The sequence below is a fragment of the Arthrobacter sp. MDT1-49-2 genome (genome assembly GCF_059090185.1).
On sequence record NZ_JBNHFK010000010.1, the window covers coordinates 25,077 to 51,225 of the forward strand.

Consider the following 26,149-nt stretch of genomic DNA (forward strand, 5'->3'; position numbering starts at 1 on the left):
AAGTGCTTAGCAAATTGCTAGGGTGCATTCATGAGTGACCATGTAGGCAGGATTCTGGAGCAGTGGGCGGCTGAACGGCCGGATCTCGACGTCTCGCCAATGGCCGTGGTGGGCCGGCTGTCCCGGGTGGCACGCCGGTTCGAGGAGCAGCTGGCAGCAACGTTCGCCCGGCACGGCCTGGACGCGGCCTCCTTTGACGTCCTGGCCACGCTGCGCCGCTCCGGTCCGCCGTACACCCTCACCCCCAAGGACCTCAGCGCCAGCTCCATGGTCACCTCCGCCGCCATCGCCCAGCGGCTGAACCGGCTGGAGGCGCAGGGATACGTGCACCGCTCACCCAGCTCAACCGACCGGCGGGGCAAGCTGGTGTCACTGACGGATGCGGGAAAGACGGCCGTCGATGCCGCCCTGCCGGACCATGTAGCCACCGAACAGCGACTGCTGGATGCTCTGGATACAACAGAACGCACCGCCCTGGCCGCACTGCTGGCGAAGTTGGATGCCTGACGCAGCTCGGAATCGCCCCGCAACAAGCGTGATCCAACCGTTATATACATTTGTTCCCTATATTCAGTTTTTCTGAGTATCGTTCTGGGCATGAGCAAGCATGAGATGCGCGAACCGACCTTCCTGGTCCTCTCCGCCCTGGCTGACGGGCCCAAGCACGGCTACGCGCTGATCTCCGAGGCAAAGGATCTTTCCGGCGGCCGCGTGAAGCTGCAGCCCGGCACCCTGTACGGCGTGCTGGACCGGCTGCGCGAAGACGGGCTGGTCGAAATTTCCGGCGAGGACGTGGTGGACGGCCGCGCACGGCGCTACTACCGGATCACCGAGAACGGAGCCGCCACCCTGGGTCGCGAAGCCGAACGGCTGGCGGCCAACGCCCGTCAGGCCATGTCGAAACTGAAGCTGCGTGCAGCACAGGCCGGCGCATGAACACCGGCAGCGACACCACCGCACTGGAGACCGTCTACGGCAGGGCACTGTACGCCTACCCGCGGAGCTGGCGGCGGGAGCAGGGTGCGGAGATGATCGGCGTGCTGCTCGACGTCGCACGCAGTGAACACCGTTCCCGGCCCACCCCGGCAGAGCTGATCAATCTGGTGGGCAACGGCCTGGCCGCCCGCGCCCTGGCTCTGCTCGGCGCGGTGGGCCGGACGCGCCGCAACGGCATCGCCTTCACCGCCACAGTGCTGGCCACCTATCTGGCCCTCGCACTGACACTGCTGGGCGAGTGGGGACCATGGGTCCGCCCGGGAACCCTGCGCTGGCGGCCCACCGGTGAAGGGTTCGGCGAGTCCCTGTTGCCGCTGGGACCGTTCACGACGGCGGCCGCAGTGGTTTATCTGGCACTGATCGCCGGGTTCCTGGCCACCTTGGCGGGCCGGCGCAGCCTGCGCCGGACGCTGTACCTCAGCGTCGCAGCTGCGGCTCCCCTGGTCAGCCTGGCCGGAACCTGGATGGAGGTGCTGGCACCACCGCTGGTTCCCATGCTGGGGGTGAGCGCACTGGCGCTGCTGGCCCTGGCCGGCACCCCCGCCACGACGGCCTCCGGCCGGCTGCTGCTGGCGGTTGTCACCGCCGGCGCCGCATGGGCCGGAATGATGCTCGCGGTGAGCCGGCTCCCCGGCGGTGCCGCCCGGTTCTTCTACGACGCCGACAGCCTGGTGTCCGTGGATGCCCGCTCGCTCACCATGAGTGCGGTGTTCCTGATGCTCGTGGCCGGCATGCTGCTGGCCAGCGGACGGCGTGCCCTGCCCTGGACCGCCGGCCTGGCCGTGGCTGCCGTGCCGCTGCTTGTCCGGCTCTGGTCCGGCGGTCTGCTGGATGAGGCCCTGGCCGGTTCCGGACTGCCGGCTGCCGCTGACTGGGACCGGACCTTCCTGCTCCTAACCCCGGTGGCCGCGGCGCTGACCGCCGTCGGCCTGTGGCTCGGCCGGCTCGGCCGGCTCGACCGGACCGGATCCCGCCGGACCGGTTCTCCCAGCAGGCAAGGTATCCCCCGCACCGGCTAAGCGTGCTGAGACGGCTGACCCGTTCCAGCGCATCATCCGCCTTACTTACCCGCTCCATCTGCATCCCCTCTCGAATACCGTTCCGCGGACACGCTCCCGATGAGCCGGTCCGGTACTGCAGCACACCCGCACCAGTCTCGAAAGGCACATCATGAACCTCTCCGTGAACACCCCTTCCCGCCGCCCGGGCCGCACCCAGGGCGCCGTATCCCCCCAGCCGGGCCGCCGGCGTCGTTATTTGGCGGGCCTGGGCTCCGCACTGCTGCTCGGCACGGCAACACTGGCCGGCTGCTCCGCTGACGCCGGACTGACCGCTGTGGCGGATTCCTCCGCCGATCCGTTCGAGGCCTACCTGGCCGAGGAGATGGATCAGGCGTTCTTCGCCCAGGACGTGCTGCGCTTCCAGTGCTACGCGGACAACGGCTACTCCGAGTACGCCCAGTTCATCCCCGCCGAGCCCCGGACCCAGTACCGGAGCGAACTGCTGGATCAGCTGACCGTCACTGACGCCTTCTTCGGCAGCGTGCAGGATGCCACCGACCGGGGCCTGCGGTACGAGGCGCAGCCGCCCGCCCCCGCCAAGGTCTTTGTGCACGATGCCGCCTTCGACGCCGTCGCCACGGCCTGCGACACCAAGGCCTGGGCCGCACTGGGGAAGGACGCCGAGAACACCCTGGTCGAGTACAACCAGCTCGCCAGCAAGCTCTCGGGCATCTTTAACCCCACCATGGATGATCTGCAGCCGCTGCAGGCGAAAGTGGTCCAGTGCCTGGCCGACGCCGGGGAACCGGTAACTGCCGCAACGGACCAGCTCTTCGGCATGACGCCAGACGTCGAACTCGGCGCCCCGGTGGAATACCCGGAGCGCAGCGGCCCGAAGCAGTCCAGCGGCGTGGAGATCATTCCCGCGGATACCGAAATTGCCTACGAGCCCACGGCGGCGGAGGCGGCCCTGGCCGTGAAGTACTACAACTGCTCCGTCGAAACCGAGGTGCGGGATGAATTCGCCGCCTCGATTCTCGAAGCCAAGAAGGCCGCCGTTGCGGAACACGCAGCGGAGCTGGAGAAGCTCAACACGCGCATCACGGAGATTGCCGCGGCGGCGAAGGACCTGCTGAACAGCTGAGCTACCAACCGCGTTGCCCCGGGCCGGCGTAACCCGGCCCGGGGATTTTCCCGGCACCGGCGGCCCGCAGGGTTACGCTGTCCCGGTGATGACACGGGGGATGCTGCCGCGGCCGCGCCGGACGGCCACGCTGCTGTCGATGCTCGCCATGGCCGGAAGCACGGCCCTGTCCGGATGCCAGGTCGACAGTGCACCCATGCCTCCGGACGGCCACGTGTTCCTGACGGTCACGGTGCAGCCGGTCCGTGAAACGGATTCCGTGCAGGATTGTCAGGTCCGGCTGGATCCCCTGTACAGCACTTCGCCGGCACCCCGTGCCGCAGCCGGTATTTCGGATGCCGCCGGGGTAGTGGAGTTTGTCCAGCCGCGCGGCAATTACCAGCTTTTCGTCGAGTGCCCGGGCCTGGAACCACCGAATCCGATCTACCTCGCACTGGACGGAAACGTCACGTACTCGGATACTCAGGTCCTCGCCGGCCAACCCTGAGGCACCGCCCGGCACGTCTTCCCTGCACGGAACCGCGGACCCCCTAGGCTGAGGCCCAATGATGGGTCGGCGCTTGGAAGGGACACCGCTGTGGGTATTTTTGGGAACAAGTCGGCCGGAACCGACACTCCGGATCCGCATCTGACGTTCTTTTCGATTTCCGCGGCGAATGAGTTCCGTGCGCTGACCCGGCAGGTCTTTGCCGAGCTGGGCTACGAGGTGGATGTGCATCCGGATCACGCAGTGGACGGTGCGGGCCGAAAGTTCGGCTTCTGGAACATCGCCGCGGTCTGCCAATCGGAGCCGCAGCCCGTGTGGCCGGAGCTGATCCGCGCACACCTGCAGCGCCTGCTGACCAGCTTCGATGCGCCCGACCCGTTCCAGGACCTGTCCCCGGCGGACATCCCGGGCCGGACCTTCGCCCGGCTGTATGAAGAATCCGTGGTGCCCGAACTCGGCGGCCATCCGCACCGCGAATTCGCGCCGGGAGTGATCGAAATGCTGGCCCTGGACCTGCCGGACACCGTCGCGGTTTTCCGGCATGAGAACGCCAGGGCCTACGGCGGCTACGAGGCGCTGCGAAAGCAGGGCCTGGCGAACCTGCACGGCCTGGAGGTGGAACGGCTGGAGCATCTGACCCCGCCCGAAGGCGGAACGGTCACGGCCCTGATCGGCGAATCCTTCTACACCGCGAGCAGGGCGCTGCTGCTACCCGGGCTGGCCACCGAACTCACCGGCAGGCGCATCCGGGAGGACTACGGCTGGCTGATGTGCATTCCCAACCGGCATCAGGTCGCCTGGCATGTCATCGAGGACAGCTCCGTGATCGGAGCAGTCAGCGGCATGGCCCGCTTCGCCGCCGCCGGGTACACCAACTCCCCCGGACCGCTGAGCCCCCATGTCTTTTGGTGGAACGGGACCGGATATGAGCAGCTCACCCACGTGTCCGACGACGGCGCCCTGCAGGTCCGGGTGGGCCCGGCGTTTCAGGCGGTGCTTGAATCGGTCATGGCCGCAGCGTAGGCGCGCACCCAGGGCACCCGGCACCGCCCGATGGCCCCGCCGTCGGCCGTTTATGACGGCGGCCTGACACGTTGGGCAGCTGCCGCATCCCCGGCCGGGGCAGCGGTTAGAATCGGCGCATGAGACGCGGCGGGGGCCCGGGTTGCAGCACAGACACCAGCCCTCCGGCAGCCGGACCTTCCTCCGGAGCCCGTCTCCGTCCCGCTCCCGGAAGAAGTAGAGATGCATCCCTTTAGCCCCGCCTCACAGCAGGTCACCCTGCCGGTACAGCCTGCCGTCCCGGGACAGCGGCCCGGGCTTTCCGGCACCCCGCCGCGGCCGGGGTTGCCGGACTCGCTGCGCACCATCCGCTCCGGCCAGGGCGGTGCCCAAAAAGTCCGGCAGGTGACCCTGCTGCGTGATGATCCGGCCAAATCCGATGTGATGTCGCTGCTGGCCCAGAACCGCGATCTGCTCTATCCCGGACTGGGTGCGGGCGCGGTCGGCCTGACCCCTCCCTACCTGAAGCACCCGTCCGTGAGTTTCTGGACCGTCCGCGAGAACGGGACGCTGCTGGGCTGCGGCGCGCTGAAGGAACTCACCCCGCCCGTGCCCGGCAGCGGCACCACCGGCCTGTGCGGAGAGATCACCTCCATGCGCACCGCCGCGTATGCCCGCGGACGGGGCGTGGCCCAGCTGCTGCTGCAGCAGATCATCAGCAACGCCATCGCCCGGGGCTACGCCTGCCTGCTGCTGGAAACCGGCACCCAGGACTTTTTCGCCTCCTCCCGCCGGCTGTACCAGCGCCACGGCTTTGTGGAATGCCGGCCGTTCGGAACCTACCGGGCCGATCCGGGCAGCATCTTTATGCGCCTCGACCTGCAGGCCCCGGCCGACGCCGGAACACCGGACGGCGCAGCGGCGGACGCCGCCCCGCCCGTGCGCGAACACGCCAAGCCCGGCACCCTGACCGCCATCCTGGCCGCCCAGCGGGCAATGGCGGCGGGACAGCCGAGGCGCTGAGAACCCGGAGCCGAGACACCAGTGAACCTGCAACTCGATGACCCCTGCGCCCCGGATGTGCTGGCCCTGCTGGAGGAGCATCTGGCGGACATGTTCGCCACCTCCCCGGCCGAAAGCGTCCATGCGCTGGATCCGGAAGCACTGCGCGATCCGTCCGTCACTTTCTGGACGGTGCGCGGGCACGGTCTGCTGCTGGGCTGCGGCGCACTGCGGGAACTGAACCCGCAGCAGGGTGAGATCAAGTCCATGCGCACCGCCGCCTCTGCCCGCGGGCTCGGCGTCGCCACCCGGATCCTGCAGGGCATCCTGGCCGAGGCGCAGGCGCGCGGGTACCGGTCCGTGCTGCTGGAAACCGGCACCGAGGACTTCTTCGCCTCTGCCCGCCGGCTCTACTCCCGGCACGGGTTCACCGAATGCCCGCCCTTCGGCAGCTACACCGAGGACCCGCACAGCGTGTTCATGGTCCTGGACGCGGATGCCTCCGGACGGTTCCCCGTTCCCGGCCGGCAGGAGACCGCCCACTAAACTGGCAGGCATGGCACTAACGACGGCGGAACCCCGCGCCCGCACCCGCACGCAGGTCCTCTGGCTCGCCGTCGGGCTTCCCGTGGCCCTGGTGCTGGTGGTGCTGGGCGCGCAGATCCACGGGCTGGACTTCACCGTCTACCGTGAGGGCGCCCGGGCGTTCCTGGGCCTGGGTGAACACCGGCTGTATGACCCGGCGCTGGTGCAGACGGATACCCGCGGGCTGCCGTTCACCTATCCGCCCTTCGCCGCGATGCTGCTGACCCCGTTCGCATTCCTGCCCGAAGCCGTGGGGCTGGTGCTGATCACGGCCACCTCGTGCGCCTGCCTGCTGGTCACCGGGTTCCTCGTAGCCCGCTACCTGGAACGCAACGAGGTGCTCCCGGCGAAGCTGCACCATGCCCTCGGCGGCAGCGCCGGCACCGCCGTCCTGGCCGTGCTGCTGATCGGCGTGCTGGGTCCCTGGCGGGAGGGGCTGGGCTTCGGCCAGATCAACCCGATGCTGATGCTGCTGATTGTGGCGGACCTGCTCCGCCCGGCGTCCGCCAGGTTCCCGCGCGGCATCCTGATTGGCCTGGCGGCGGGCATCAAGCTCACGCCGCTGGCGTTCGGGCTGATCTTCCTGGTCCGGAAGGACTGGAAGGCCATCCTGGCCATGGGCGGGACCTTCGCCGCCACCGTGGCCGCAGGCTGGCTTACCTCCCCGGAGCAGGCGCGGACGTTCTGGTTCGACTCGCTGTTTAATGCGGACCGGGTCGGCGACACGACGGATATGTACAACGTCTCGCTGAACTCGCTCATTGCCCATTTCGGCACCCCCGAGGCCCTGCAGGGTCCGCTCTGGCTGCTCGCCTCCGCCGCCGTCGTCGTCCTGGGGTTCCTCGCAATCCGGCGTTCGGATGCCCGCGGGGATGCCGTGGCGGCGATCAGCGCGAATGCCGTGGTGATGCTGGCGATTTCGCCGATTTCCTGGTTCCACCACTGGGTCTGGATCGCGCTGCTGCTGCCGGCGCTGTGGGGGGCGGTACGACGGCGGCGCGCCGGGGTGCGTGCTGCGGGCACGGCCCTGCTGGTGGCGCTGGTGCCGGTGTTTATGCTCTCCTCGATCACCGTCACCATGATGCTCACCGGCACGGTGAGCGGTCAGGGACCGGTGGCGCTGGAGCTGTTCACCGGGCTGGGCGTGGTGCTGCCGGTGGCAGCGCTGGTCTTCTGGGCTACCGCTCCGGTGTCCGCGGATCCGTCAGCGGAGCCCTCCGGCCAGCCGAGCACCAGATAGACCTCCGGCAGCCCGGCATAATGCCGGTCCAGTTTCGGGCGGTGCTGCAGCCCGGCAGCCTGCGCGGTCCGCTGGGACAAGATGTTGGAGGCGGTGGTCCGGGCCAGCACCGGCAGCTCCGGCAGTAGTTCCCGGCCGCGGCGGACGGCTTCGCGGGCCCCTTCCTTCGCGTAGCCCCGGCCCCAGACGGCGGGGTCATACCGGTAGTAGAGATTCAGGATGTCCCGGTCATCCACTGTTGCCCGCTGCAGCCCGGTGAAGCCGATGACGGTGCCGGGGGCGTCCCGCTCCGCCACGGCCCAGTAGCCGAACCCTTCGCGGTCCCAGTGGTCCAGGAAATCCTGCAGCGACTTCGCAGCCGATTCCGCGGTGGGCGTCACGGGATTGTGCAGATTGGTACGGGGATCGGTATGGATCCGCAGCGCGGCCTCATAGTCCGTGCGTTCCAGCCGGCGCAACAGCAAATGCTCGGTGGTGACGGGGCTCCAGTTGGCGGGGTTCTGGCTCATGCGGCCCATCCTAGGCTGGCCCACCCCCGGTTTTAGTGCCGAGCATCAGGTTGAAACGCCGAAGGGCTGGATCAGGACCAGCGGCCGACCAGGGCGCGGAACATCCTGGCAGCATCCTCCAGCGCCGCAAGCTCCAGGAACTCGTCGACGGCGTGCATCTGGGCAGGCGATCCCGGCCCCCAAACGAGCACCGGCACACCGGGCGCCGCCTGCGCCAGCACCGCACCGTCAGTGAAGTAGGGCGCGGGGCTGGAATCAACCTCGACGGCGGCGAGCGCTTCGATCCCGTCAACGGAAGAGCGCAGCGCGGGCAGCGCCAAAAGCACGTCCACCCCGGAGATCTCCGGCTGGCTTTGCCACCACTGCAGCAGTGTGGTGCCCTCACCGGCTATACGCATATCGATCACCGCTTCGGCAGCGTCGGGGACAATGTTCGGTGCGGTTCCGGAGGAGAACGTCCCCAGATTCCACGTTTCGGGGCCGAGGAACCCGTCTGCTCCCAGGGGCAGTTCCTTGCCGGCACGCACCAGGACATCGGCGAGTTTCAGCGCGGCGTTCACGCCCCGTTCCGGCGTGCTTCCGTGGGCAGCCAGACCCTCCGCGGTGACCCGCAGCCACAACGCCCCGCGATGACCCAGCACAATCCGGTTCTGCGTAGCCTCCGGAATAATCACCGCCCCCAGATCCAGCCCGGCCAGCCCCGCAGCGGCGTCGGGAGCTCCGAGGCTGCCAATCTCCTCGTCGGCAGTCATCAGCAGACCCACATTGCGGCCCAGCCGGTCCGCTTCCAGCAGGGCCGCCACCGCAGCGGCGAGCCCTCCCTTCATGTCCGTGGAGCCACGTCCGTACAGACGTCCGTCAGCGATCTGTGCTGCGAAGGGCGCCTGGCTCCACCGGGCCGGCTCCCCCACGGGCACGGTATCCACGTGGCAGGCGAACAGCAGGACCGGTCCATCTCCTGCGCCTGCGGTGAGCAGGGTCCAGGGGTATTCGCCCGGGCCGCTTCGGCGAACCCTGACATTCCGGGCCGAAGCAGACACCAGATCGGCCACAAATCCCTGCAGTGCTTCCTGCGCCGCATGGTCGCCGGAGTCTGTTTGTCTCCTGACCAGATCCTGCAGGAGCTGCACGGTCTGTTCCTCGGTCATCAACGCTCCTTGCCGCTCTTCGTTGTAGTTCCGCCCGCTGAATCAGCAGGCGGGTTTTCCGGTGCTTTCCCGCAGCGTCATTTCCGGCGCCAGCGCGAGCCGGACAGAGGCTTCATCTCCGTCCTCCAGCAGCAAGCGCACCGCCTGCCGGGCCATCGCTTCCAGCGGCTGCCGGACGGTGGTCAGCCGGGGCGTGCAAAGATCGGCGAATTCAATGTCATCAAAGCCCGTGACCTGTAAATCCTTTGGCACGGCAATCCCTGACCGGTGGCAGGTCTGCAGCACGCCAATGGCAATAATGTCGGCTCCGCACACCAGCGCGTCGGGGAGAGTCCCCTGCTCGGCCATCGATGCCATCGCGCTCCGGCCGAAGGAGGCACTGTACTCGCCCAGCATTATCCAGTTCTCGGAAAAGGACAGGTCGAAGTGCCGGCATAGCCTGCGAAAGGCCTGATGGCGTGCGGCCCCGGAGGAGTCTGTTTCCCGGGCGCCAATGAATCCCACCGACTTGACCCCCTGCTCCACCAGGTGTTCGAGGACCTGCCGGATGCCCCGCTCATCGTCCACGCCAACCCAGTCGGCGTCGAGGCCTTCAATCCGCTGGTCAACCTGCACCAGCGGCCGTGCACGTGCGGCAGCCTGCACGGCTTCCATGCTGCCTGTCGCGTCCACGGGGCTGACGATCAAACCGTCCACCTGCTGACCCAGCAGGGACTGCAGTGCTTCGCGTTCCCGCTCGACGTCCTGATGGGCGTTGCACAGCAGCAGCTGGAAGCCCCGGGCATGCAGCGCGTCTTCGACCTCCTGCACCAGATCCGTATTAAACGGGTTGGCGATTTCCGGCAGGACCATCCCGATGGTGCGGGTTTTGGAACTGCGCAATGCGCTGGCGATGGTGTTGCGCGAATATCCGAGCTTTCGGACTGACACCTGCACGGCACGTCGCAGTGCCGGATCCACAGTCTCGGCTCCTGCCAGGACCCTGGACACCGTGGCGATGGAAACGCCTGCATCGTCAGCGACCGTCCGTATGGTCACCCTTTCCAAATTCAGCCCCCTGCTGTGAAAACGTCTTCTGATACTAGGCCCATTCCAGGTGAGATAACCAGCCGAGGAAAAATCCCTCATTTGACCATTGTTTCCGGGGCGTTACAACGAACTTACATGTGACGACGCGGAAAAGAAATGTATTGACCGTTTCGGTTGCTCGGCCTAGCATCGTCCAAAACCGAGGAAACGTTTTCTCACCTATTCCGAGAGGCTCCCATGTCGACACCAGCACTGGGCGTGTTCCCACCCAAACCGTCCGCCATCGCCGAGCTCTTCGCCGCGGACAAGGTTCTCGTCGGCGCCATTCATCTGCCGCCGCTGCCCGGCAGCCCGCATTACCGCGGGCAGCCGGTCGAGGAGATCGCGGCTTACGGGCTGCAGGAGGCACGCACTTATCTGGAGAACGGTTTCAGCACCGCGATTGTGGAAAACCACTGGGACATTCCGTTCCAGAAACCCGGCGAGCACGGTTACGAAACTGCGGCAGCCATGGCTGTCATCACGCGCCGCGTGGTGGAGGAATTCGGTCCGCGAATCGGGGTCAGCATCCTCTCCAACGCCGGTGAGTGCTCCGTCGCTGCCGCGCATGCCGCCGGCGCAGGATGGATCCGGGTGAACCAGTGGGCCAACGCCTACGTCGCCAACGAGGGGTTCATCGAAGGCCAGGCCGCGGCCACCACGCGCTACCGCTCACGGATCCAGGCGCAGGGCGTGCGGGTGTTCGCCGACGTCCACGTGAAGCACGGTGCCCATGCCATCGTGGCCGACCGCACACTCGCCGAGCAGACCGAGGACGCGGAGTTCTTTGATGCTGACGTCCTGATTGCCACCGGTTCCCGGACCGGGGATGCAGCCAGCGTTGAGGAGGTGCGCGGTATCCGGGACTGCACTGTCCTGCCCGTCATCATCGGATCCGGCATCACTGCTGAGAACGCCGCTGAGCTGCTGGGTGAATGCAACGGAGCCATTGTGGCGTCATCGGTAAAGGACAACGGCCGCTGGTGGGGACGGGCCGAAGGCAGCAAAGTCCGCGCGGTGGCAAAAGCCGCCGGGATGTAGCCGGAACCATGATTGCCTTTTGTGGTTACGCGAACCGGGACGTCATTGTGCAGATGGACGTGCTGCCGTCACCGGGCGAACGCCTCCAGGCGCGGTCTATCCGGTTGTACGACGGCGGCATGGCAGCGAATGCGGCCGTGGCCGCAGCCCGGTTCGGTGCCGACGCGGTATTCGCCGGGGCGGTGGGAGCGGATCCCGAATCCGCTGCGTTCCTCGCCGCCTTGGAACGTGAAGGTGTCTCCACCGCCTGGTCCCGCACCGATGCCTTCCTGACCCACGCCGTCGTCCTGCTGGACCGGCATGGCGAGCGGGCCGTCGTCAGCGAGGATGACGCCCTGACCGGTGATGACCTCGAGGCCGTCCTGGGCAGGCTCCACCCCGGCAGCGGGCACTGGCTGTACGTGGACGGTTACCGCTGGGAACAGCCGCTCCCGGCACGCACCGAGGCCCGCATCGTCGTGGACATCGACGGATGTCACACTGCAGCCCAGGTCCGCAATGCCGCCGCTGCCGCCGGGCACCTGCTGGGCAGCCGCCGCACCTTCGAGGACACCTGCGGGCTTTCACTGGAAGAGCTGCAGGAAATGTCCCGTCGCGAAGAAACCACCATTGTGCTCACCCGCGGCGCCGGCGGCCTGGATCTGCTCGAGCCCGGCCGGCCCGTCCGCCATATTCCGGCCGTCCGGGTCGAGGCCGTCGACGACACCGGCGCAGGAGACTGCTTCGCGGGAGTCTATGTCGCTGAACTTGCCCTCGGACAAACCGCAGCTGCGGCTGCCACAACAGCAGCCGCCGCCGCAGCACTGGCCTGTACCCGCCGCGGCGCCCGCGCATCACCGGGCCGAGCTGAACTTCGCGACTTTCTTGCCACCATCCAGACCGTTCCCGCCACCCACGGCACCCACTGAAAAGGACCCACCATGCGAAAGCGATTTACTGCCGCCCTGTCCATCGCCGCTCTGGCCCTGACCCTCTCGGCCTGCGACGGCTCGTCGGAGGCCGCCGACACCCCCGATTCCACCGGTGCCGCCGTTGCTGCCGAAATCCCCCAGCCGGAACGGATCCCCGAAACATGCGAGGCCCCCGACGGCGGCAACCTGAGGATCGGTCTGGTCACCCCGAATCTCCAGGCCCTGTTCTTCAACCAAATCAACACCGGCGCCCAGACCATCGCAGATGAGGCGGACGTGGACCTGCAGATCATCAGCGCCAACGATGACCCCATCCAGCAGGCCAACGCCGTGGAAAACCTGGTTGCCAAGAACGTGCAGGCAGTGATCGTGGCCGCCATCGATACCGAAGGCATCAAGCCCGCACTGAAGGCTGCCGCAGCGGCCGGGGTGAAGGTTGTTGCCGTTGACGGCATCGTCGAGGACCCGGCGGTCTCCACCCAGGTGGGCACCTCCAATGAGGAAAGCGGAGCCCAGATGGGTGAGTTCCTGCTGGAAGCAGCTGACGGCGATGCCGGGCCCGTCGGCATCGTCGGCGCTCTGAACTCCACCATCCAGCTTGAACGCCAGAAGGGATTCGAAGACGCGATCAAGTCCGGCGGCATGGAGGTGGGCACCGTAGTAGACGGCAAGAACGTGCAGGAAACCGCCCAGAGCTCCGCGGAAAACCTCCTGACCGGAAACCCCAACCTCGAATACGTCTATGCCACCGGTGAGCCGGCACTGATCGGCCTCGTCTCCGGCGTCAAGAACCAGAACGCCCAGGATCGGGTCAGCATTGTCGGCTGGGACCTGTCCGACGCCGCGGTTGACGGCCTGCAGGAGGGCTACGTCAAGGGCGTGGTCCAGCAGAACACCTTCCAGTTCGGCTATGACGCCATGACCGCCGCCGTGGACCTGAGCTGCGGCCGCGAGGTGGAAAGCACCATTCCCGTGCCCACCCAGATCGTCACCCCGTCGAACGTCGACGATTACCTCTACTACTTGAAGAAGTGATCCCGATGACCTCTCCCGAACTCCTCGTTGAACTCCGAGGCATCAAGAAGTCCTTCGGTCCAGTGAAATCGCTGCAGGGCGTGGACCTCAAACTGCACCGGGGCGAAGTCCTTGGCCTGGTGGGGGACAACGGCGCCGGCAAATCCACGCTGATGAAGGTGCTCGCCGGCGCCGAACAGCACGATGAAGGCGAAATCCTGATCCGCGGAAAGTCCGTGAAATTCAACAGCCCCGGTGACGCGCAGAAGGAAAACATCGGCATCGTCTACCAGGACCTGGCCCTCTGCAACACCCTCGATGTGGCGAGCAACCTGTTCCTTGGCCGTGAGCCGGTCAAGGGCAGGTTCCTGGACCGGCGGACCATGCACGAACAGGCTGCCAAGGTTTTGGATGACCTGCATGTCCGGGTCAAGTCCACCCACCAGGAAATCGGTACCCTTTCCGGCGGCCAGCGCCAGACTGTCGCCATCGCCCGGGCGGTTTCCTTCAAGCCCGACGTGCTGATTCTGGACGAGCCGACGGCGGCCCTCGCCGTGGCCGAGGTGGAGTCGGTCCTCCGCCTCATCCGCCAGGTTGCTGCGGAGGGGGTGGGCGTCATCCTGATTACCCACCGGCTGCAGGACATCTTCCGGGTCTGCGACCGGGTCACCGCCATGTATGAGGGCCAAAGCGTGGATGACCGGCCCATCAGCTCCCTGAACATTGAATCCCTCGTCGCCATGATCACCCGGTCGGACGAAGAGTACCCGGAGGCATCCTGATGACTACCCCCACACCGACCGCACGCGCCGTCCGGACCAGTTCCCCTTCGTGGCTGGAACGCTCGAATAAACCCACGCTGCTGATGGGTGCGGTCACCGTGCTCATCGCGGTGATTTTCTCCATCGCCAGCCCGGCGTTCCTGTCGCTGGGCAACCTGGCCAACCTGGCCACCCAGATTGCTCCGGTCCTGGTGATCGGCGTGGCCATGACGTTCGTCATCACGGCCGGACAGATTGACCTCTCCGTAGGCGCCATTGCCGCGTTCATTGCAGCCACCAGTGCCGAACTGATCGCCACGGGCATGGAATCATCGGTGGTCATCCTGCTGGCCTGCCTCATGGGGCTCGCCTGGGGGCTGGTCAACGGCTACCTGGTCAGTTACCAGGGCATCCCGGCCTTCATCGTCACCCTAGCGACCATGTCCGTGATCCGTGGCCTGGCGCTGCTCTCTACCGAAGGGTTCTCCATTCCCATCGGCGAGCAGACCGTGATGCGGCAGATCGGCTCCGGTTCCTTCCTCGGGATTTCCTGGCTGGCCTGGATCGGCATTGTTGTCTTCATCGCCGGACTGATCCTTATGCACAAGATGCGTTTCGGCCAGTACGTCACCGGCATCGGTTCCAACGAGGAATCGATCCGCCGGGCCGGCGTCAATACCCGCCGCATCAAGATGCTGGTCATGGCCCTCTCCGGCCTGGCCGCCGGCATCGCCGGCGTGATGATCGCAGCCCGCCTGGGGTCAGGTTCGGCGAACTCCGCCGTCGGGCTCGAACTGACGGTGATCGCCGCCGTCGTCATCGGCGGTACCGACCTGTTCGGCGGACGCGGCACGGTTGTGGGAACCCTGATCGGGGCAATCCTCACCGGGTTGATCGCCAACGGCCTGACCCTGGTGGGCATGAGTCCGTTCCTCACCCCTATTGTTACCGGCCTCGTCCTCCTCGCCGCGATCTGGATCAATATGCGCGGCAAGAAACTCTCCGATCTCGTCAGCAGGTTGAGCGGAAAATGACCACTGTCCAGACGGTTGGCGGCCCGGTTGAGCACACCGAACTGGGGCTTGTCCTGCCGCACGAGCACCTGGCAAACGATCTGGCGCGTGCCTTCACTCCCGCCGAGGACCCGCAGATCCGGACCCTGCTGGCCGGCCCGGTGACCGCAGAACTGGCACCTGTCCTGCGCGAACATCCGTATAACAGCAAAGACAACTGCGGCTTGCATGACCCCGCAGCAGTGGTTGAGGATCTGAGCGCTTTTCGGGCAGCGGGCGGGACTACGGTCATTGACCTCACTCCGCCCGGCCTGGGCCGGGACCCCGAAGCCCTGCTGAGGTATTCCGAGACCTCCGGGGTCCGGGTAGTGATGGGCTCGGGATGGTATCTGCAGAAATTCCAGGCTGGTGAGGAACTGGCGGCCTCCGAGGAGGAGCTCACCGCACAGATTCTCGCCGACTTCGAGCGGCCGGGCGTGCGTCCCGGTGTGATCGGGGAAATCGGCGTCTCGCCGTCGTTCACCGCAGCGGAGGAAAAATCGCTGCGTGCCGCCGCCCGTGCCCAGCTGCAGTTAGGGGTGCCGCTGTTTATCCATCTCCCCGGCTGGTTGCGGGTTGGCCACCGGGTGCTGGACATCGTGCTGGATGAATGCGGGGTGCGGCCCGAGGCAGTGGTGCTGTGCCACATGGACCCCTCATCGGAGGACTCCGGCTACCAGCTGGAGCTGGCCAAACGCGGCACCTACCTTTGCTTCGACATGATCGGTATGCCGTACAGCTACCCGGGAGAAGGAATTTCGCCAACCCCGGACCAGGCTGCGGAGGCGGTGGCCCGGCTGATCGAGGCAGGTTACCGGGACCGGATCCTGCTCAGCCACGATGTGTTCCTCAAAGGGATGCTCAGCCGCTACGGCGGCAACGGCTTCGGCTTTGTTCCCTCCGTTTTCCCCCGCTTCCTGGCGGAGCGCGGGGTATCCGGGGAAACCGCCATGGAACTGATGACCAGGAATCCGGCGCAGCTGTTTGTCCATTCACACCACGCATAAACCACTCCACCAGTTACAAGACCACTAGTTATCCAAGAAGGAATCATGGCCAAAGTACTAATTGCCGGCGAAAGCTGGATGACCACCTCCACGCACGTCAAGGGCGTCGACGAGTTCTCCGTGCACTCTTACGTGGAAGGTGTGGGTCCGCTCAAGAACGCCCTGGAAGCCGCCGGGCACGAGGTCACCCACATGCCGGCCCATCTGGTGCCGACAGAGTTTCCCGGCAGCGCCGAGGCGCTGGGCCGCTACGACGTCGTTGTGCTCTCGGACATCGGCGCCAACTCCATCCAGCTCGCCCCCGGCGTTTTTGAACGCTTCACGCCGGGCGAGGACCGGCTGCAGGCACTCGCCGACTGGACCCGCGCCGGGGGCGGGCTGGTGATGATCGGCGGTTACCTGTCCTTCTCCGGCTTCCAGGCCCGTGCCGCGTTCCGCAATACCGCCATCGCCGAGGTGCTGCCGGTTGGCATGCTGGCCGAGGACGACCGGTGGGAGCTGCCCTCGGGTCTGACCGCCAAGGTGGAGATGCCCGGGCATGCGGTGCTGGGCAACGCCGGCGAACAGTGGCCGGCACTGCTGGGCTACAACCGCACCACGCTGCGTCCCGGTGCGGAGCTGGTGGCATCCATCAACGGTGATCCGCTGATCGCACTGTCCGAGCATAGTTCCGGGCGCAGCGCCGTCTTCACATCGGACTGCTCCCCGCACTGGGCTCCGGTGGCCTTCTGCGAGGAATGGCCGGGATACCAGCAGATCTTCGACGGCATCATCCGCTGGGTCTCCGGCGAACAATAAGACGGGTACCCCCGGCGCCTGTTTCACGGGGCGGCCAAGCAATCCGATATTTACGGTTGCTTGGCCGCCCCGCTCAGTCCAACGCCGTGGAGACGTGCCGCAGCCAGCGGGCCACGGTTTCCAGTTCCTCAGGGGTGAAGCCGTCATTGATGCGCGTGTTCAGTTCGTTGATGGCTCCGTGGACGACGCCGAGCGCCTCCGTTCCGGCCGACGTCAGGGACAGGCGGATGGTCCGGGCATCGGCCGGATCGGGTGCACGGGTGATAAGCCCGGCGGACGCCATCCGGGACAGCAGCCCGCTCAGTCCGGCCGGGGACGCCTGCACCGCATCGGCCACTTCACCCGTGCTCGCGCCGGGATGGGAGGCAACATAGAGCAGCACCCCACCGGCGGAGGCGCTGATGCCGCGTTCCTTGCCCCGGCCGGCAATCCAGCGGCGCAGCCGGCGCTCGGCAGTCAGCGTAAGGAAAAACAGGCGCGGCGGTTTCGCCGTACGCACTGCTTCCCCCGGCCCGGCACTCCGGCGGGGCGCGCCTACTGCGGGCTCAGCCCTGCTTTCTCCGTCAACCACGTCAGCACCTCCGGCCACAGCTTCTCACGCGAACTGCGGCGGAAGAAGCCCATGTGCCCGATGGCCGGAATGCCGGCGTCGGCAGGTGAATAGGTGCGCCGCTCCACCGGGGCGTTGACCAGGTGGGAGAAGACCGCGTTGATCTGCCCCGGCGTCGCCCAGAGATCGTCGGTGAACCCGATCACCAGGGCGTCGGTCTTCACCTGCGCGGTGCGCCGGGCGGCATCCATGCTCAGATCATCAAAGAAATAGTTCGGTTTTTTGCTCCAGCCGCTCCACTCCAGCATTGCGGCGCCGGGCATGTCCTCCCCCAGGCCAAGCTTCCGGCCGGGCACGGCGCCCAGCAGCCGGCCGGTCAGCGGACCGAGGAAACTCAGGATCAGTCCCACCCGGAACCGTTCCTTCCGATCCTCAATGGCCCTGGTGACACCGGCGTGCGAGGCCACGCCCACGAATCCGCGCAGGTCCTCCAGCCCGTTGTTCAGCGCCATGGCGTGGGCGCCGAGGCTGTGGCCCACGGCCAGGTGCGGCACGTCGGGGAAACGGTTCCGCATCCAGGCCGACGTCGCCGGGACATCCTGGTCCATCCAGTCGCGCATCCTCAGCTGCCGGTTGGCCTTGGGGCTGCCGGAGGCGCCGGTCCCGCGGTAGTCATAGGTCAGCACGGCAAACCCGTTTTCGGCCAGGTATTCGCTGAAGCCGGTGTAGAGCCGTTCCGCCACCGCCGTTGCCGGATGGATGACGACGGCGGCCAGGGGCGCACCGTCGGGTAGGCGCAGGGTTCCGGCCACCGCACCGCCGGCGGGAACCGGGATGGAAATCCGTTCGGCAGTGATCGAGGTCACGTCATTATTTCGCATGCGAAACAATATACATGGGACGAACGGTTGCGGATACCCTTCGGGTGCGTGGCGGCTCACGGTGCCCCGGTGGGTGGCGGGCTGGCTGGCAGGCTGGCTGTACGGGCCCGGCACTTTGCCGCCGGTTTGTGGATTCCCTGCCTGTTTGGGTTTGTGCTGCCGGTTTAAACGGGCAGCAAAAACCCAAACCGGCAGCAGATTCCCGAACCGGTCGATTTTCCAAGCCGGGACTCTCCCCGGCCCGCACCGGCCCGCACAGATTCCCACGGAGTGTTACTGGTGCGACGCGTGGGGAAACATCCGCCCCACCTGCACCAGAGCGTGGGAAAACCGAGTCACCGCGAGGCTGGCAGCCAAACGAGAAGGCACAAATTACCGATTTTCAGCCGAAGAACGGTAATTTGTGCCTTCTCGATTCCCGCGAACCCTCCGGCCCGCTTAGTAACTGGCCCGCGTCCCTCCATCCGCGGCGGGGATGTACTTCGCCGCCAGTGCCTCGCTCCCCCGGGCCAGCATCGCAACGTCGGCACCCACCAGGATGAAGTCCACCCCGGCATCGATGTACCGGCGGGCAGTGGCTTCCGCGAACGCATTCACCCCCACCGGCTTGCCGGCGGCCTTCACCACGCGGATGCAGTGCTCGACGGCGGCCATCACGTCGGGATGCTCCTGCTGGCCCAGCAGCCCCATGGAAGCGGCCAGGTCGGCAGGCCCGAGGAACAGCCCGTCCACCCCGTCAACGGCGGCAATCGCCTCCACGTTCTCGACGGCGGCCACGGACTCGATCTGCACCAGCAGGGTCACGGACTCGTCCGCATTCTCCAGGTACCCGTCGATCCGGTTCCAGCGCGAGGCGCGGGCCAGGGAACTGCCCACTCCGCGGATGCCGTGCGGCGGATACCGGACGGCGCGGACCAGTTCGGCGGCCTGCTCCGGGGTGTCCACCATGGGGATCAGCAGGTTCTGCGCCCCCAGGTCCAGGTACTGCTTAAGCAGCACCGCATCCCCGGTGGGCGGACGGACCACGGCACTGACCGGATAGCCGTGCACGGCCTGCAGCTGGGCGAGCAGGGATTCGATCCCGTTGGGGCTGTGCTCGGCGTCGATCAGCAGCCAGTCCAGCCCGGAGCCGGCGCAGATTTCAGCGACCAGCGGGCTGCCGGAGCAGACCCACATGCCGGTCTGTCGGCCGCCGGCGGCGAGGCGGGCGGCGAAGGTTTCCTCTATTCGAAGCGGCATGTGATGGTTCCCAACGGTCCGTAGTCGGCGAACACGGTGTCGCCCTGGTAGACCCACATGGGCCGGGTGAAGGAGCCGGCGAGGATGATTTCCCCGGCCTGCAGCACGGTGCCGTGCGCGGCCAGCTTGTTCGCCAGCCAGTACACCCCGGCGGCGGGATGGTTCAGCACTCCGGCAGCGACCCCGGTTTCCTCGATGCCCTGGTTGCGGTAGAGCAGGGCGGAGACCCAGCGCAGGTCGACGTCGGCGGCTCGGACCGGATTCCCGCCCACCACCATGGCGCCCATCGCCGCGTTGTCCGCGATGGTGTCCACAATGGTCCGGCCCTCCATTTCGATCCGCGAATCCAGGATCTCCAGCGCCGGCACCACGTAGTCGGTGGCGTCCAGGACGTCGAAGAGCGTGGCGTGCGGGCCGGCGAGCGGCTTGCCCAGCACAAACGCCAGTTCCACCTCGACCCGCGGATGCGTGTAGGCGTTCCGGTCCAGGACTGCGCCGTTCTCCAGCACCATGTCATCGAGGATGACGCCGTAGTCGGGTTCGGTGATGCCGGTGGCGGCCTGCATCGCCTTGGAGGTCAGGCCGATCTTGTGCCCGGCCAGCCGGCGGCCGTCGGCCAGCAGCCGGTCCGCCCACAGGTTCTGCACCGCGTAGGAGTCCTCGATGGTCATGTCGGGATAGCGGGCGGTCAGCAGCGGCACCGGAGTCCGGGTCCGCTTGGCTTTGACCAGTTCGTCGGCCACCGCCTGGCGTGTTGGTTGATCTAGCACGGCACTGCTTTCTGTTCGCGGAAGAGAGGGCGGAAGAGGGGGTACGACGACGGCGGGCGCGTGCCGCCGTCGTCGTCGGCAGGAGCCAGGGGCAACGTCAGAGCTGGGAGCCTACTTTGAAGCCTTTTTCCTCGCCGGACTCGTTGTCGGCCCGGGTGTAGGAGAAGCCGTCCGCGCCGATGGTGACGGCCATTTCGGAGGTTTCGGTGCGGGTGGTCAGCGGCTGCGGGTTGCCGTCCAGGTCCAGGACGAGGGAGGCCTCGGTGTACCAGGACGGGACCACGGGGTTGCCCCACCAGTCGCGGCGCTGGTTGTCGTGCACGTCCCAGGTGACGGTGGGGTTGTCCGGATCGCCGGTGTAGTAGTCCTGCGTGTAGATCTCGATCCGGTGGTCGTCCGGATCCAGGATGTAGAGGTAGAAGGCGTTGGACACCCCGTGCCGGCCGGGGCCGCGTTCAATCCGGTCGGAGATGCGCAGGGCGCCCATCTTGTCGCAGATCTGGATGATGTTGTGCTTTTCATGCGTGGCGAAGGCCAGGTGGTGCATGCGCGGGCCGTCGCCGCCGGTCAGCGCGGTGTCATGCACGGTCTGCTTGCGGTGCATCCAGGCGGCGTAGGTGACGCCGTCGGAATCCTTGATGTCCTCGGAGACGCGGAAGCCCAGATCCTCCAGGTAGGCGCGGCCGCGGGGCACGTCCGGGGTGACCTGGTTGAAGTGGTCCAGCCTGACGAGTTCCCCGGCGGAGTAGAGGTCGTAGCGCTGGGTGAGGCGTTCCACGTGCTCGGTTTCGTAGAAGAACTCGTAGGGGAAGCCCAGCGGATCCTCCACGCGCACGGAGTCGCCGATGCCCTTCACGAAGCCGTCCTTCCGGCGTTCGGTGCGGCAGCCCAGTTCCTGGTAATACGCCTCCGCGACGGCCACATCTTCGGGGGTGCGGACACGGTAGGCCAGGGCGGCGACGGCGGCCACCGGGCCTTTGCGCAGCACCAGGTTGTGGTGGATGAACTCCTCCAGGGAACGCAGGTAGATCGCGTTTTCATCCTCTTCGGTGACGTGCAGGCCGAGCACGTCCACATAAAACTGCCGGGACCGCTCCAGGTCCGTGACCACCAGTTCGGTGTAGGCGCAGCGGACAATGTCCGGCGGGGCAATGCTCGGGGTGGGAATACGGTGTTCGATCTCCATGGTTTTGCTCCTTTGCAAAAGTGGGGCGACGTGTCCGGAACCTTTAGCCGTCGACCTTGGCGGCGTCGTCGGTCCCGAACTTGGGCGTGTGCACCGTGCCGAGGGTGATGTGCACGGCCTGCTGGTCGGTGTAGAAGTCGATGGAGCGGTAGCCGCCCTCATGGCCCAGGCCGGAGGCCTTCACCCCGCCGAACGGGGTGCGCAGGTCGCGGACGTTGTGGCTGTTGAGCCAGACCATGCCGGCCTCGGTGTTCTGCGCGAAGTTGTGCGCGCGGGTGAGATCGGAGGTCCAGATGTAGGCGGCGAGCCCGTACTTGGTGTTGTTGGCCAGTTCCAGGGCTTCGGCTTCGGTGTCGAAGGGGGTGATGGCGACGACGGGGCCGAAGATTTCCTCCTGGAAGATCCGCGCGTCCGGGGCGACGTCGGCGAAGACGGTGGGGGCAATGTAGTTGCCCTCTTCCAGGCCTTCGGGGCGGCCGCCGCCGGCCAGCAGCCGGCCTTCGGTCTTGCCGATCTCCACGTAGGAGGCGACCTTCTTGAAGTGCTCCGGGTGGACCAGGGCGCCTACCTGGGTCTTCGGGTCGTGCGGGTCGCCGACGACGATGGTCTTCGCGTGGGTGGCGTAGCGTTCGCAGAACTCGTCGTAGACCGGACGCTCGACCAGGATGCGGGAGCCGGCGGTGCAGCGTTCGCCGTTGAGGGAGAAGACCCCGAACAGGGCGGAGTCGATGGCGGCGTCCAGATCGGCGTCGGCGAAGATGACGCAGGGGCTCTTGCCGCCGAGTTCCATGGACAGGCCCTTCAGGTTTTCCGCGGCGTTGCGGAAGATGGTCTGTCCGGTGGTGGTTTCGCCGGTGAAGGAGATCAGCGGGACCTGCGGGTGCTTCACCAGGGCGTCGCCGGCTTCCTCGCCCAGGCCGTTGACCAGGTTGAATACCCCGGCGGGGACGCCGGCGTCGGTGAAGATGTCCGCCCAGAGGGAGGCAGAAAGCGGGGTGAATTCGGCGGGCTTGAGCACCACGGTGTTGCCGGTGGCCAGGGCCGGGGCGAGCTTCCAGGACTCGAGCATAAACGGGGTGTTCCACGGGGTGATGAGTCCGGCGACGCCGATGGGCTTGCGGTTCACATAGTTAATCTGGGCGCCGGGGACCTTCATGGCGTCGTCGAACTGGGCCACGATCAGGTCCGCGAAGAAGCGGAAGTTCTCCGCAGCGCGCAGGGCCTGGCCCTTCGCCTGGGTGATGGGCAGGCCGGTGTCGAAGGTTTCCATTTCGGCCAGGCGGTCTTCCTGGGCCTCGACGGCGTCCGCGATTTTATTGAGGATGCGGGCGCGTTCGCGCGGCTTCATCTTGGGCCACGGGCCGTTCACGAAGGCTTCGCGGGCGGCGGCGACGGCGGCGTCGATGTCTTCCTTCTGCCCGGCGGCGGCGGTGGCGTACGTCTTGTTGGTGACCGGATCCAGCACCTCGAACGTGGCGCCGTTGATCGAGTCCACAAACTTGCCGTTGATGAAGTGCTGGATGTGGCTGGGCAGGTTTTCCGGGACGAAGTGCGTGCTCATGGTTTCCTCTGGTCTCGAATTCGGCGGGGTCTTTGGGTCTGGCTCGTTGGATCGGCGGCGGTTAGATCGGTGACGGTGGCTGGTTTGCCTGGGCCAGGAAGGCGTTGAGGGTATTGGTGCGGTGGGTGCGGGCAGCTACTTCGATGACGCGCGGAGCGGCATGCGCCTCGATAAAACCCAGCAGCGCCGCGTGTTCCGCTACGGACGCGTGGGCCCGGTCCGGCACGTACCGGAAAACGGAGGAGCGCATGCGGCCCAGCCGGTTCCAGCCGCGGTGGACCAGGTCCAGGATGTGCGGGTTGGGGCAGCGGGCGTAGAGCAGGGCATGGAATTCGGTGTTCAGCTGGGTGAAGCGGACCGGGTCGAAGGCGGCCAGCAGCTCGCGCATCTGGTCATTCAGGTCCCTGGCCCGCGCCAGTTCCTCGGCGCTGATGTCCGGGGCGGCCAGCGCGGTGGCGGCGCCTTCGATGATGCTGAGGGTCTGCATGGTGTGCAGGTACAGGTCCGGGTCGATGCCGGCCACGGTGGCGCCCACATTGCGTTCAAAGTGCACCAGCCCTTCGGCTTCCAGCCGCCGGATGGCTTCGCGGACCGGGACCACGCTGAAGCCCATCTCGGTGGCGATGCTGCTGAGCACCAGGCGGTAGCCCGGGCTCATTTCGCCCCCGAGGATGCGGTCCTTGAGCTGGGTGTAGGCCTGCTCCGATTTGGAGCCGGTGGCGGTGCTTGTTTGTCCCGCGCTGATGGGTGCGGCGCTCATGGGTTCTTTGGTCATGCCTGTTCCGCTGCCCAGGCCGCGTACTTTTCCTTCCAGGCCGCGTTCATCGGGTAGAGCCCGTCCACGCCGTGGCCGGCCTTCACCATTTCGGCGATGAACTCTTCCTGGTGCTCCTGCTTCAGGCTGGCCTCCACCAGTTCCTCGGCGATGGCCGGCGGGATGACCAGGATGCCGTCGTCGTCGGCCACAATGATGTCGCCGGGCTGCACGGTGGCGCCGCCGCAGGCAATGGTGAGGTCGGTGTCCCAGGGGACGTGCTTGCGGCCGAGGACGGCGGGGTGCGGGTTGGCGCAGTAGACGGGCAGGTCGATGCCGGCCACGGTGGAGTAGTCGCGAACGCCGCCGTCGGTGATGATGGCGGCGGCGCCGTTGTGCTTGGCGCGCAGGGCGAGGATGTCGCCCAGGGTGCCGGTGCCCTTTTCGCCGCGGGCTTCCATGACCAGGATTTCGCCCTCGCCCACGGAGTCGATGGCGCGTTTCTGCGCGTTGTAGCCGCCGCCGTGGGTCTTGAAGAGGTCCTCGCGGTTGGGGACAAAGCGCAGGGTGCGGGCGGTGCCCACCACCTTGCGGCCGGTGCGGGTGCCGGTGAGGCCGTCGATGGAAACGTTGTTCAGGCCGCGGGCGCGCATCTGAGAGGAGAGGGTGGCGGTGGCGACGGATTCCAGCTTGGCCTTGAGTTCCGGGGTGAGGGTCTTTCCCTGGGGTGCCAGCCCAGCCTTTTCGGCGGAGCCCCAGGCTTCTTCGCGCTGCGTGTCGTCGATTTTCGGCTGCGCGCCGAAGGAGGCCAGCGGCGTCGTGCCGTCGGTGACGGTGGTGGCGAGGCGGCCCGTGGTCTTGTCCGTGCCGGGGACGTCCACTTCGACTTCGAGGCGATCGCCGGGGACGGCCACGGAGGCGCCGGCGGGGGTACCGGTGAGGATCAGGTCGCCCGGTTCCAGGGTGAGCAGCTGGGAGAGGTCGGCCACCAGCTGGGCGAAGGGGAAGAGCAGGTCCGCGGTGGTGTCGTCCTGCGCGATTTCGCCGTTGACCCAGGTGCGGATGCGCAGGTTGGCGGGGTCGACGTCGGCCGCGTTGAGGATGGCGGGGCCTACGGGGGTGAAGCCGTCGCCGCCTTTGGAGCGGAGGTTGGAGCCTTTGTCTGCCCAGCGCAGGTCGTACACGCCGAGGTCATTGCTGGCCGTCACTCCCCCGACGTAGCTCCAGGCGTCCTCGATGCTGACGCGGCGGGCGGTCTTGCCGATGACCAGGGCGATTTCGCCTTCGAAGCCGAGCAGTTCGCAACCGGCCGGGCGTTCCACGCTGCCGCCGGTCAGGGCCAGGGAGGTGCTGGGCTTGAGGAAGTAGGAGGGCTGTTCCGGGGTGCGTCCGCGTTCTGCTGCCCTCGAGGGGTAGTTGATGTGGACGGCGATGACCTTGCCGACCTGCTTGAGCGTGTCCGTGGTGGCGTCGTTGCCCATGTCTCTCCTGGATCAAGTACGAAATCGTATATCATCGAGGGTGACATGTGGTGGGGGTCACGTCAAGGGGGCATCGGTTTCGGATAAATTCACCCGCGGGACGACACCGCTTATTCATTTTCCTGCGAGGCTATTTCGTACCGGACCGCAGCAGGTCAGCCACCTGAGGCTCGAGTTATTGACTAATCCAATTTCGGGAGGTCAGTGATCAGTTAGACACTCGACCTCGCATTGATCGATCCACCGGGCGAGGGTACTAAGAGTGGCGAGTTGTTCCAGCCAAACCTGGCGTGTGTGTTCTTCGGACCTATGTGTGGCTGGGTTCCGGATTGCCATAAAGCAACCTTGAGAGAAGGTTAAGATACCGCTGCGCATCGCCTTCACGGTGAGGTCGTCATCTTTACCCGGCCACCGCAACCGGGACTTCCCAACTTCAGGGGCGGCGAGGGAAAACACTTGCTGCATAAGACCCGCATCAGAGACGTCGTGCCGGCCCACACGATCCTGCACATGGGCGTTCAAAAACGTTGCAGCACGTTGAACGGCCTGACCGTAATGACCATCGGACCACAACTTCGCTGCCGCGTCCCAGACTGTCGAATGCAACCCGTCCGCTGACATAACGGGAGCAGAGGTGCCCATATGAGCGAGCGTTTCTTCCTGCGTCGCTAGAATTCCGAGGGCATGGAGCACCTGGTCAATCCCTTGAGAAAGGTGCACAAATTTTGCGTTCGACGTAGTGACCATCAGGGTGGGAAGCTTCGCCGAACCTAGAACTCGCTGCACGACTAGCTGTGTCTGGTGTTCGCGTTCACGCAATAAATCCGCTTTGTTCTTTGCAGCGAACCCATATCCCGGCACCAAGATGGCCGAAGCATTATCTTTCCACCACTCTAAAACTTGCTTTCCCCATACGGGATCCAGCTGGGACATACATGCCCTCCTTCACTCTGTACATTAG

At 66.5% G+C, this 26,149-nt stretch carries 27 protein-coding genes and 1 pseudogene; 16 read left to right on the top strand and 12 right to left on the bottom strand.

Annotation, left to right across the window (positions count from 1 at the left end; genetic code table 11):
* Positions 1–30: 30 nt before the first annotated feature.
* The 9 genes from AC5RTS_RS13830 to AC5RTS_RS13870 all read left to right on the top strand — a co-directional run bounded on the left by AC5RTS_RS13830 (position 31) and on the right by AC5RTS_RS13870 (position 7,457).
* Complete coding sequence (locus AC5RTS_RS13830) at positions 31–507, top strand: MarR family winged helix-turn-helix transcriptional regulator (protein WP_493992590.1); 477 nt, start codon at positions 31–33, stop codon at positions 505–507.
* Between the two features lie 90 nt (positions 508–597).
* Positions 598–936: a PadR family transcriptional regulator gene (locus AC5RTS_RS13835; protein WP_227902873.1), complete on the top strand. Its 339-nt coding sequence runs from the start codon at positions 598–600 to the stop codon at positions 934–936.
* A complete protein-coding gene (locus AC5RTS_RS13840; RefSeq protein WP_493992591.1) occupies positions 933–2,015 on the top strand; it encodes a hypothetical protein in 1,083 nt (360 codons plus the stop codon). Before AC5RTS_RS13835 ends, AC5RTS_RS13840 begins: the two co-directional genes overlap by 4 nt.
* A 151-nt stretch (positions 2,016–2,166) precedes the next feature.
* The gene (locus tag AC5RTS_RS13845) at positions 2,167–3,141 is read left to right on the top strand and encodes a hypothetical protein (RefSeq protein WP_493992592.1); all 975 of its coding nucleotides are present in this window, start codon (positions 2,167–2,169) and stop codon (positions 3,139–3,141) included.
* Positions 3,142–3,226: 85 nt separating this feature from the next.
* Positions 3,227–3,628, top strand: coding sequence for a hypothetical protein (locus AC5RTS_RS13850; protein WP_493992593.1), 402 nt, complete (start codon positions 3,227–3,229; stop codon positions 3,626–3,628).
* A gap of 90 nt (positions 3,629–3,718) precedes the next feature.
* Positions 3,719–4,651: a hypothetical protein gene (locus AC5RTS_RS13855; protein ID WP_493992594.1), complete on the top strand. Its 933-nt coding sequence runs from the start codon at positions 3,719–3,721 to the stop codon at positions 4,649–4,651.
* A gap of 222 nt (positions 4,652–4,873) precedes the next feature.
* A complete protein-coding gene (locus AC5RTS_RS13860; RefSeq protein WP_493992595.1) occupies positions 4,874–5,653 on the top strand; it encodes a GNAT family N-acetyltransferase in 780 nt (259 codons plus the stop codon).
* Between the two features lie 21 nt (positions 5,654–5,674).
* Positions 5,675–6,178, top strand: a complete 504-nt coding sequence (locus AC5RTS_RS13865; RefSeq protein WP_493992596.1) for a GNAT family N-acetyltransferase — start codon at positions 5,675–5,677, stop codon at positions 6,176–6,178.
* A 10-nt stretch (positions 6,179–6,188) separates the two neighbouring features.
* Positions 6,189–7,457, top strand: coding sequence for a glycosyltransferase 87 family protein (locus AC5RTS_RS13870; RefSeq protein WP_493992597.1), 1,269 nt, complete (start codon positions 6,189–6,191; stop codon positions 7,455–7,457).
* A 56-nt stretch (positions 7,458–7,513) separates the two neighbouring features.
* Here the strand turns inward: AC5RTS_RS13870 and AC5RTS_RS13875 are convergent.
* The 3 genes and pseudogenes from AC5RTS_RS13875 to AC5RTS_RS13885 all read right to left on the bottom strand — a co-directional run.
* Positions 7,514–7,975, bottom strand: a pseudogene (locus AC5RTS_RS13875) (GNAT family N-acetyltransferase); the annotation flags it as partial.
* 62 nt (positions 7,976–8,037) lie between these two features.
* The gene (locus AC5RTS_RS13880) at positions 8,038–9,114 is read right to left on the bottom strand and encodes a M20 family metallopeptidase (protein ID WP_493992598.1); all 1,077 of its coding nucleotides are present in this window, start codon (positions 9,112–9,114) and stop codon (positions 8,038–8,040) included.
* A gap of 42 nt (positions 9,115–9,156) precedes the next feature.
* Positions 9,157–10,152 carry a LacI family DNA-binding transcriptional regulator gene (locus AC5RTS_RS13885; protein WP_493992599.1) on the bottom strand — a complete coding sequence of 332 codons (996 nt, stop codon included), beginning with the start codon at positions 10,150–10,152 and terminating at the stop codon, positions 9,157–9,159.
* Between the two features lie 228 nt (positions 10,153–10,380).
* On the opposite strand from AC5RTS_RS13885, the gene AC5RTS_RS13890 reads away from it, so the two are divergent.
* The 7 genes from AC5RTS_RS13890 to AC5RTS_RS13920 are packed head-to-tail and all read left to right on the top strand — an operon-like array spanning position 10,381 to position 16,766.
* Positions 10,381–11,223: a BtpA/SgcQ family protein gene (locus AC5RTS_RS13890; protein ID WP_227928375.1), complete on the top strand. Its 843-nt coding sequence runs from the start codon at positions 10,381–10,383 to the stop codon at positions 11,221–11,223.
* A gap of 8 nt (positions 11,224–11,231) precedes the next feature.
* On the top strand, positions 11,232–12,131 hold the full coding sequence (locus tag AC5RTS_RS13895) for a carbohydrate kinase family protein (RefSeq protein WP_493992600.1): 900 nt from the start codon (positions 11,232–11,234) through the stop codon (positions 12,129–12,131).
* 12 nt (positions 12,132–12,143) lie between these two features.
* On the top strand, positions 12,144–13,169 hold the full coding sequence (locus AC5RTS_RS13900) for a substrate-binding domain-containing protein (RefSeq protein ID WP_227902884.1): 1,026 nt from the start codon (positions 12,144–12,146) through the stop codon (positions 13,167–13,169).
* Between the two features lie 5 nt (positions 13,170–13,174).
* Positions 13,175–13,930 (top strand): ATP-binding cassette domain-containing protein, encoded by a 756-nt coding sequence (locus AC5RTS_RS13905; protein WP_227902885.1) that lies wholly within the window; start codon positions 13,175–13,177, stop codon positions 13,928–13,930.
* Positions 13,930–14,943 carry an ABC transporter permease gene (locus AC5RTS_RS13910; RefSeq protein WP_227902886.1) on the top strand — a complete coding sequence of 338 codons (1,014 nt, stop codon included), beginning with the start codon at positions 13,930–13,932 and terminating at the stop codon, positions 14,941–14,943. The genes AC5RTS_RS13905 and AC5RTS_RS13910 overlap by 1 nt, the downstream gene beginning before the upstream one ends.
* Positions 14,940–15,968, top strand: coding sequence for a phosphotriesterase family protein (locus tag AC5RTS_RS13915; RefSeq protein WP_493992601.1), 1,029 nt, complete (start codon positions 14,940–14,942; stop codon positions 15,966–15,968). Before AC5RTS_RS13910 ends, AC5RTS_RS13915 begins: the two co-directional genes overlap by 4 nt.
* A 45-nt stretch (positions 15,969–16,013) precedes the next feature.
* A complete protein-coding gene (locus AC5RTS_RS13920; RefSeq protein ID WP_493992602.1) occupies positions 16,014–16,766 on the top strand; it encodes a glutamine amidotransferase in 753 nt (250 codons plus the stop codon).
* Between the two features lie 73 nt (positions 16,767–16,839).
* On the opposite strand, the gene AC5RTS_RS13925 is transcribed toward AC5RTS_RS13920, so the two are convergent.
* The 9 genes from AC5RTS_RS13925 to AC5RTS_RS13965 all read right to left on the bottom strand — a co-directional run bounded on the left by AC5RTS_RS13925 (position 16,840) and on the right by AC5RTS_RS13965 (position 26,121).
* Positions 16,840–17,265, bottom strand: a complete 426-nt coding sequence (locus tag AC5RTS_RS13925; RefSeq protein ID WP_493992603.1) for a MarR family winged helix-turn-helix transcriptional regulator — start codon at positions 17,263–17,265, stop codon at positions 16,840–16,842.
* Positions 17,266–17,300: 35 nt separating this feature from the next.
* Positions 17,301–18,197 carry an alpha/beta hydrolase family protein gene (locus tag AC5RTS_RS13930; protein WP_493992604.1) on the bottom strand — a complete coding sequence of 299 codons (897 nt, stop codon included), beginning with the start codon at positions 18,195–18,197 and terminating at the stop codon, positions 17,301–17,303.
* Between the two features lie 438 nt (positions 18,198–18,635).
* Positions 18,636–19,436 carry an HpcH/HpaI aldolase family protein gene (locus tag AC5RTS_RS13935; RefSeq protein ID WP_493992605.1) on the bottom strand — a complete coding sequence of 267 codons (801 nt, stop codon included), beginning with the start codon at positions 19,434–19,436 and terminating at the stop codon, positions 18,636–18,638.
* Positions 19,421–20,206, bottom strand: a complete 786-nt coding sequence (hpaH, locus tag AC5RTS_RS13940; RefSeq protein WP_493992606.1) for a 2-oxo-hept-4-ene-1,7-dioate hydratase — start codon at positions 20,204–20,206, stop codon at positions 19,421–19,423. Before hpaH ends, AC5RTS_RS13935 begins: the two co-directional genes overlap by 16 nt.
* 97 nt (positions 20,207–20,303) lie before the next feature.
* Complete coding sequence (hpaD, locus tag AC5RTS_RS13945) at positions 20,304–21,392, bottom strand: 3,4-dihydroxyphenylacetate 2,3-dioxygenase (RefSeq protein ID WP_493992607.1); 1,089 nt, start codon at positions 21,390–21,392, stop codon at positions 20,304–20,306.
* Between the two features lie 43 nt (positions 21,393–21,435).
* Positions 21,436–22,953 carry a 5-carboxymethyl-2-hydroxymuconate semialdehyde dehydrogenase gene (hpaE, locus tag AC5RTS_RS13950; protein ID WP_493992608.1) on the bottom strand — a complete coding sequence of 506 codons (1,518 nt, stop codon included), beginning with the start codon at positions 22,951–22,953 and terminating at the stop codon, positions 21,436–21,438.
* Between the two features lie 61 nt (positions 22,954–23,014).
* Complete coding sequence (locus AC5RTS_RS13955) at positions 23,015–23,728, bottom strand: GntR family transcriptional regulator (RefSeq protein ID WP_493992609.1); 714 nt, start codon at positions 23,726–23,728, stop codon at positions 23,015–23,017.
* Positions 23,725–25,188, bottom strand: a complete 1,464-nt coding sequence (locus AC5RTS_RS13960; RefSeq protein WP_493992610.1) for a fumarylacetoacetate hydrolase family protein — start codon at positions 25,186–25,188, stop codon at positions 23,725–23,727. The genes AC5RTS_RS13955 and AC5RTS_RS13960 overlap by 4 nt, the downstream gene beginning before the upstream one ends.
* Before the next feature lie 201 nt (positions 25,189–25,389).
* Entirely contained in the window at positions 25,390–26,121 is a 732-nt protein-coding gene (locus AC5RTS_RS13965) for a TIGR02391 family protein (RefSeq protein ID WP_493992611.1), read from the bottom strand.
* Between the last annotated feature and the right edge of the window lie 28 nt (positions 26,122–26,149).

Bases quoted from the DNA above. Each gene is read 5' to 3' on its own strand.
- hpaD (WP_493992607.1), bottom strand. From the start codon at position 21,392: ATGGAGATCGAACACCGTATTCCCACCCCGAGCATTGCCCCGCCGGAC.
- AC5RTS_RS13915 (WP_493992601.1), top strand. From the start codon at position 14,940: ATGACCACTGTCCAGACGGTTGGCGGCCCGGTTGAGCACACCGAACTG.
- AC5RTS_RS13870 (WP_493992597.1), top strand. From the start codon at position 6,189: ATGGCACTAACGACGGCGGAACCCCGCGCCCGCACCCGCACGCAGGTC.
- AC5RTS_RS13910 (WP_227902886.1), top strand. From the start codon at position 13,930: ATGACTACCCCCACACCGACCGCACGCGCCGTCCGGACCAGTTCCCCT.
- AC5RTS_RS13900 (WP_227902884.1), top strand. From the start codon at position 12,144: ATGCGAAAGCGATTTACTGCCGCCCTGTCCATCGCCGCTCTGGCCCTG.
- AC5RTS_RS13930 (WP_493992604.1), bottom strand. From the start codon at position 18,197: ATGCGAAATAATGACGTGACCTCGATCACTGCCGAACGGATTTCCATC.
- AC5RTS_RS13890 (WP_227928375.1), top strand. From the start codon at position 10,381: ATGTCGACACCAGCACTGGGCGTGTTCCCACCCAAACCGTCCGCCATC.
- AC5RTS_RS13840 (WP_493992591.1), top strand. From the start codon at position 933: ATGAACACCGGCAGCGACACCACCGCACTGGAGACCGTCTACGGCAGG.
- AC5RTS_RS13920 (WP_493992602.1), top strand. From the start codon at position 16,014: ATGGCCAAAGTACTAATTGCCGGCGAAAGCTGGATGACCACCTCCACG.
- AC5RTS_RS13835 (WP_227902873.1), top strand. From the start codon at position 598: ATGAGCAAGCATGAGATGCGCGAACCGACCTTCCTGGTCCTCTCCGCC.
- AC5RTS_RS13960 (WP_493992610.1), bottom strand. From the start codon at position 25,188: ATGGGCAACGACGCCACCACGGACACGCTCAAGCAGGTCGGCAAGGTC.
- AC5RTS_RS13845 (WP_493992592.1), top strand. From the start codon at position 2,167: ATGAACCTCTCCGTGAACACCCCTTCCCGCCGCCCGGGCCGCACCCAG.
- AC5RTS_RS13880 (WP_493992598.1), bottom strand. From the start codon at position 9,114: ATGACCGAGGAACAGACCGTGCAGCTCCTGCAGGATCTGGTCAGGAGA.
- AC5RTS_RS13830 (WP_493992590.1), top strand. From the start codon at position 31: ATGAGTGACCATGTAGGCAGGATTCTGGAGCAGTGGGCGGCTGAACGG.
- AC5RTS_RS13895 (WP_493992600.1), top strand. From the start codon at position 11,232: ATGATTGCCTTTTGTGGTTACGCGAACCGGGACGTCATTGTGCAGATG.
- AC5RTS_RS13965 (WP_493992611.1), bottom strand. From the start codon at position 26,121: ATGTCCCAGCTGGATCCCGTATGGGGAAAGCAAGTTTTAGAGTGGTGG.
- AC5RTS_RS13905 (WP_227902885.1), top strand. From the start codon at position 13,175: ATGACCTCTCCCGAACTCCTCGTTGAACTCCGAGGCATCAAGAAGTCC.
- AC5RTS_RS13955 (WP_493992609.1), bottom strand. From the start codon at position 23,728: ATGACCAAAGAACCCATGAGCGCCGCACCCATCAGCGCGGGACAAACA.
- AC5RTS_RS13860 (WP_493992595.1), top strand. From the start codon at position 4,874: ATGCATCCCTTTAGCCCCGCCTCACAGCAGGTCACCCTGCCGGTACAG.
- AC5RTS_RS13935 (WP_493992605.1), bottom strand. From the start codon at position 19,436: ATGCCGCTTCGAATAGAGGAAACCTTCGCCGCCCGCCTCGCCGCCGGC.
- hpaE (WP_493992608.1), bottom strand. From the start codon at position 22,953: ATGAGCACGCACTTCGTCCCGGAAAACCTGCCCAGCCACATCCAGCAC.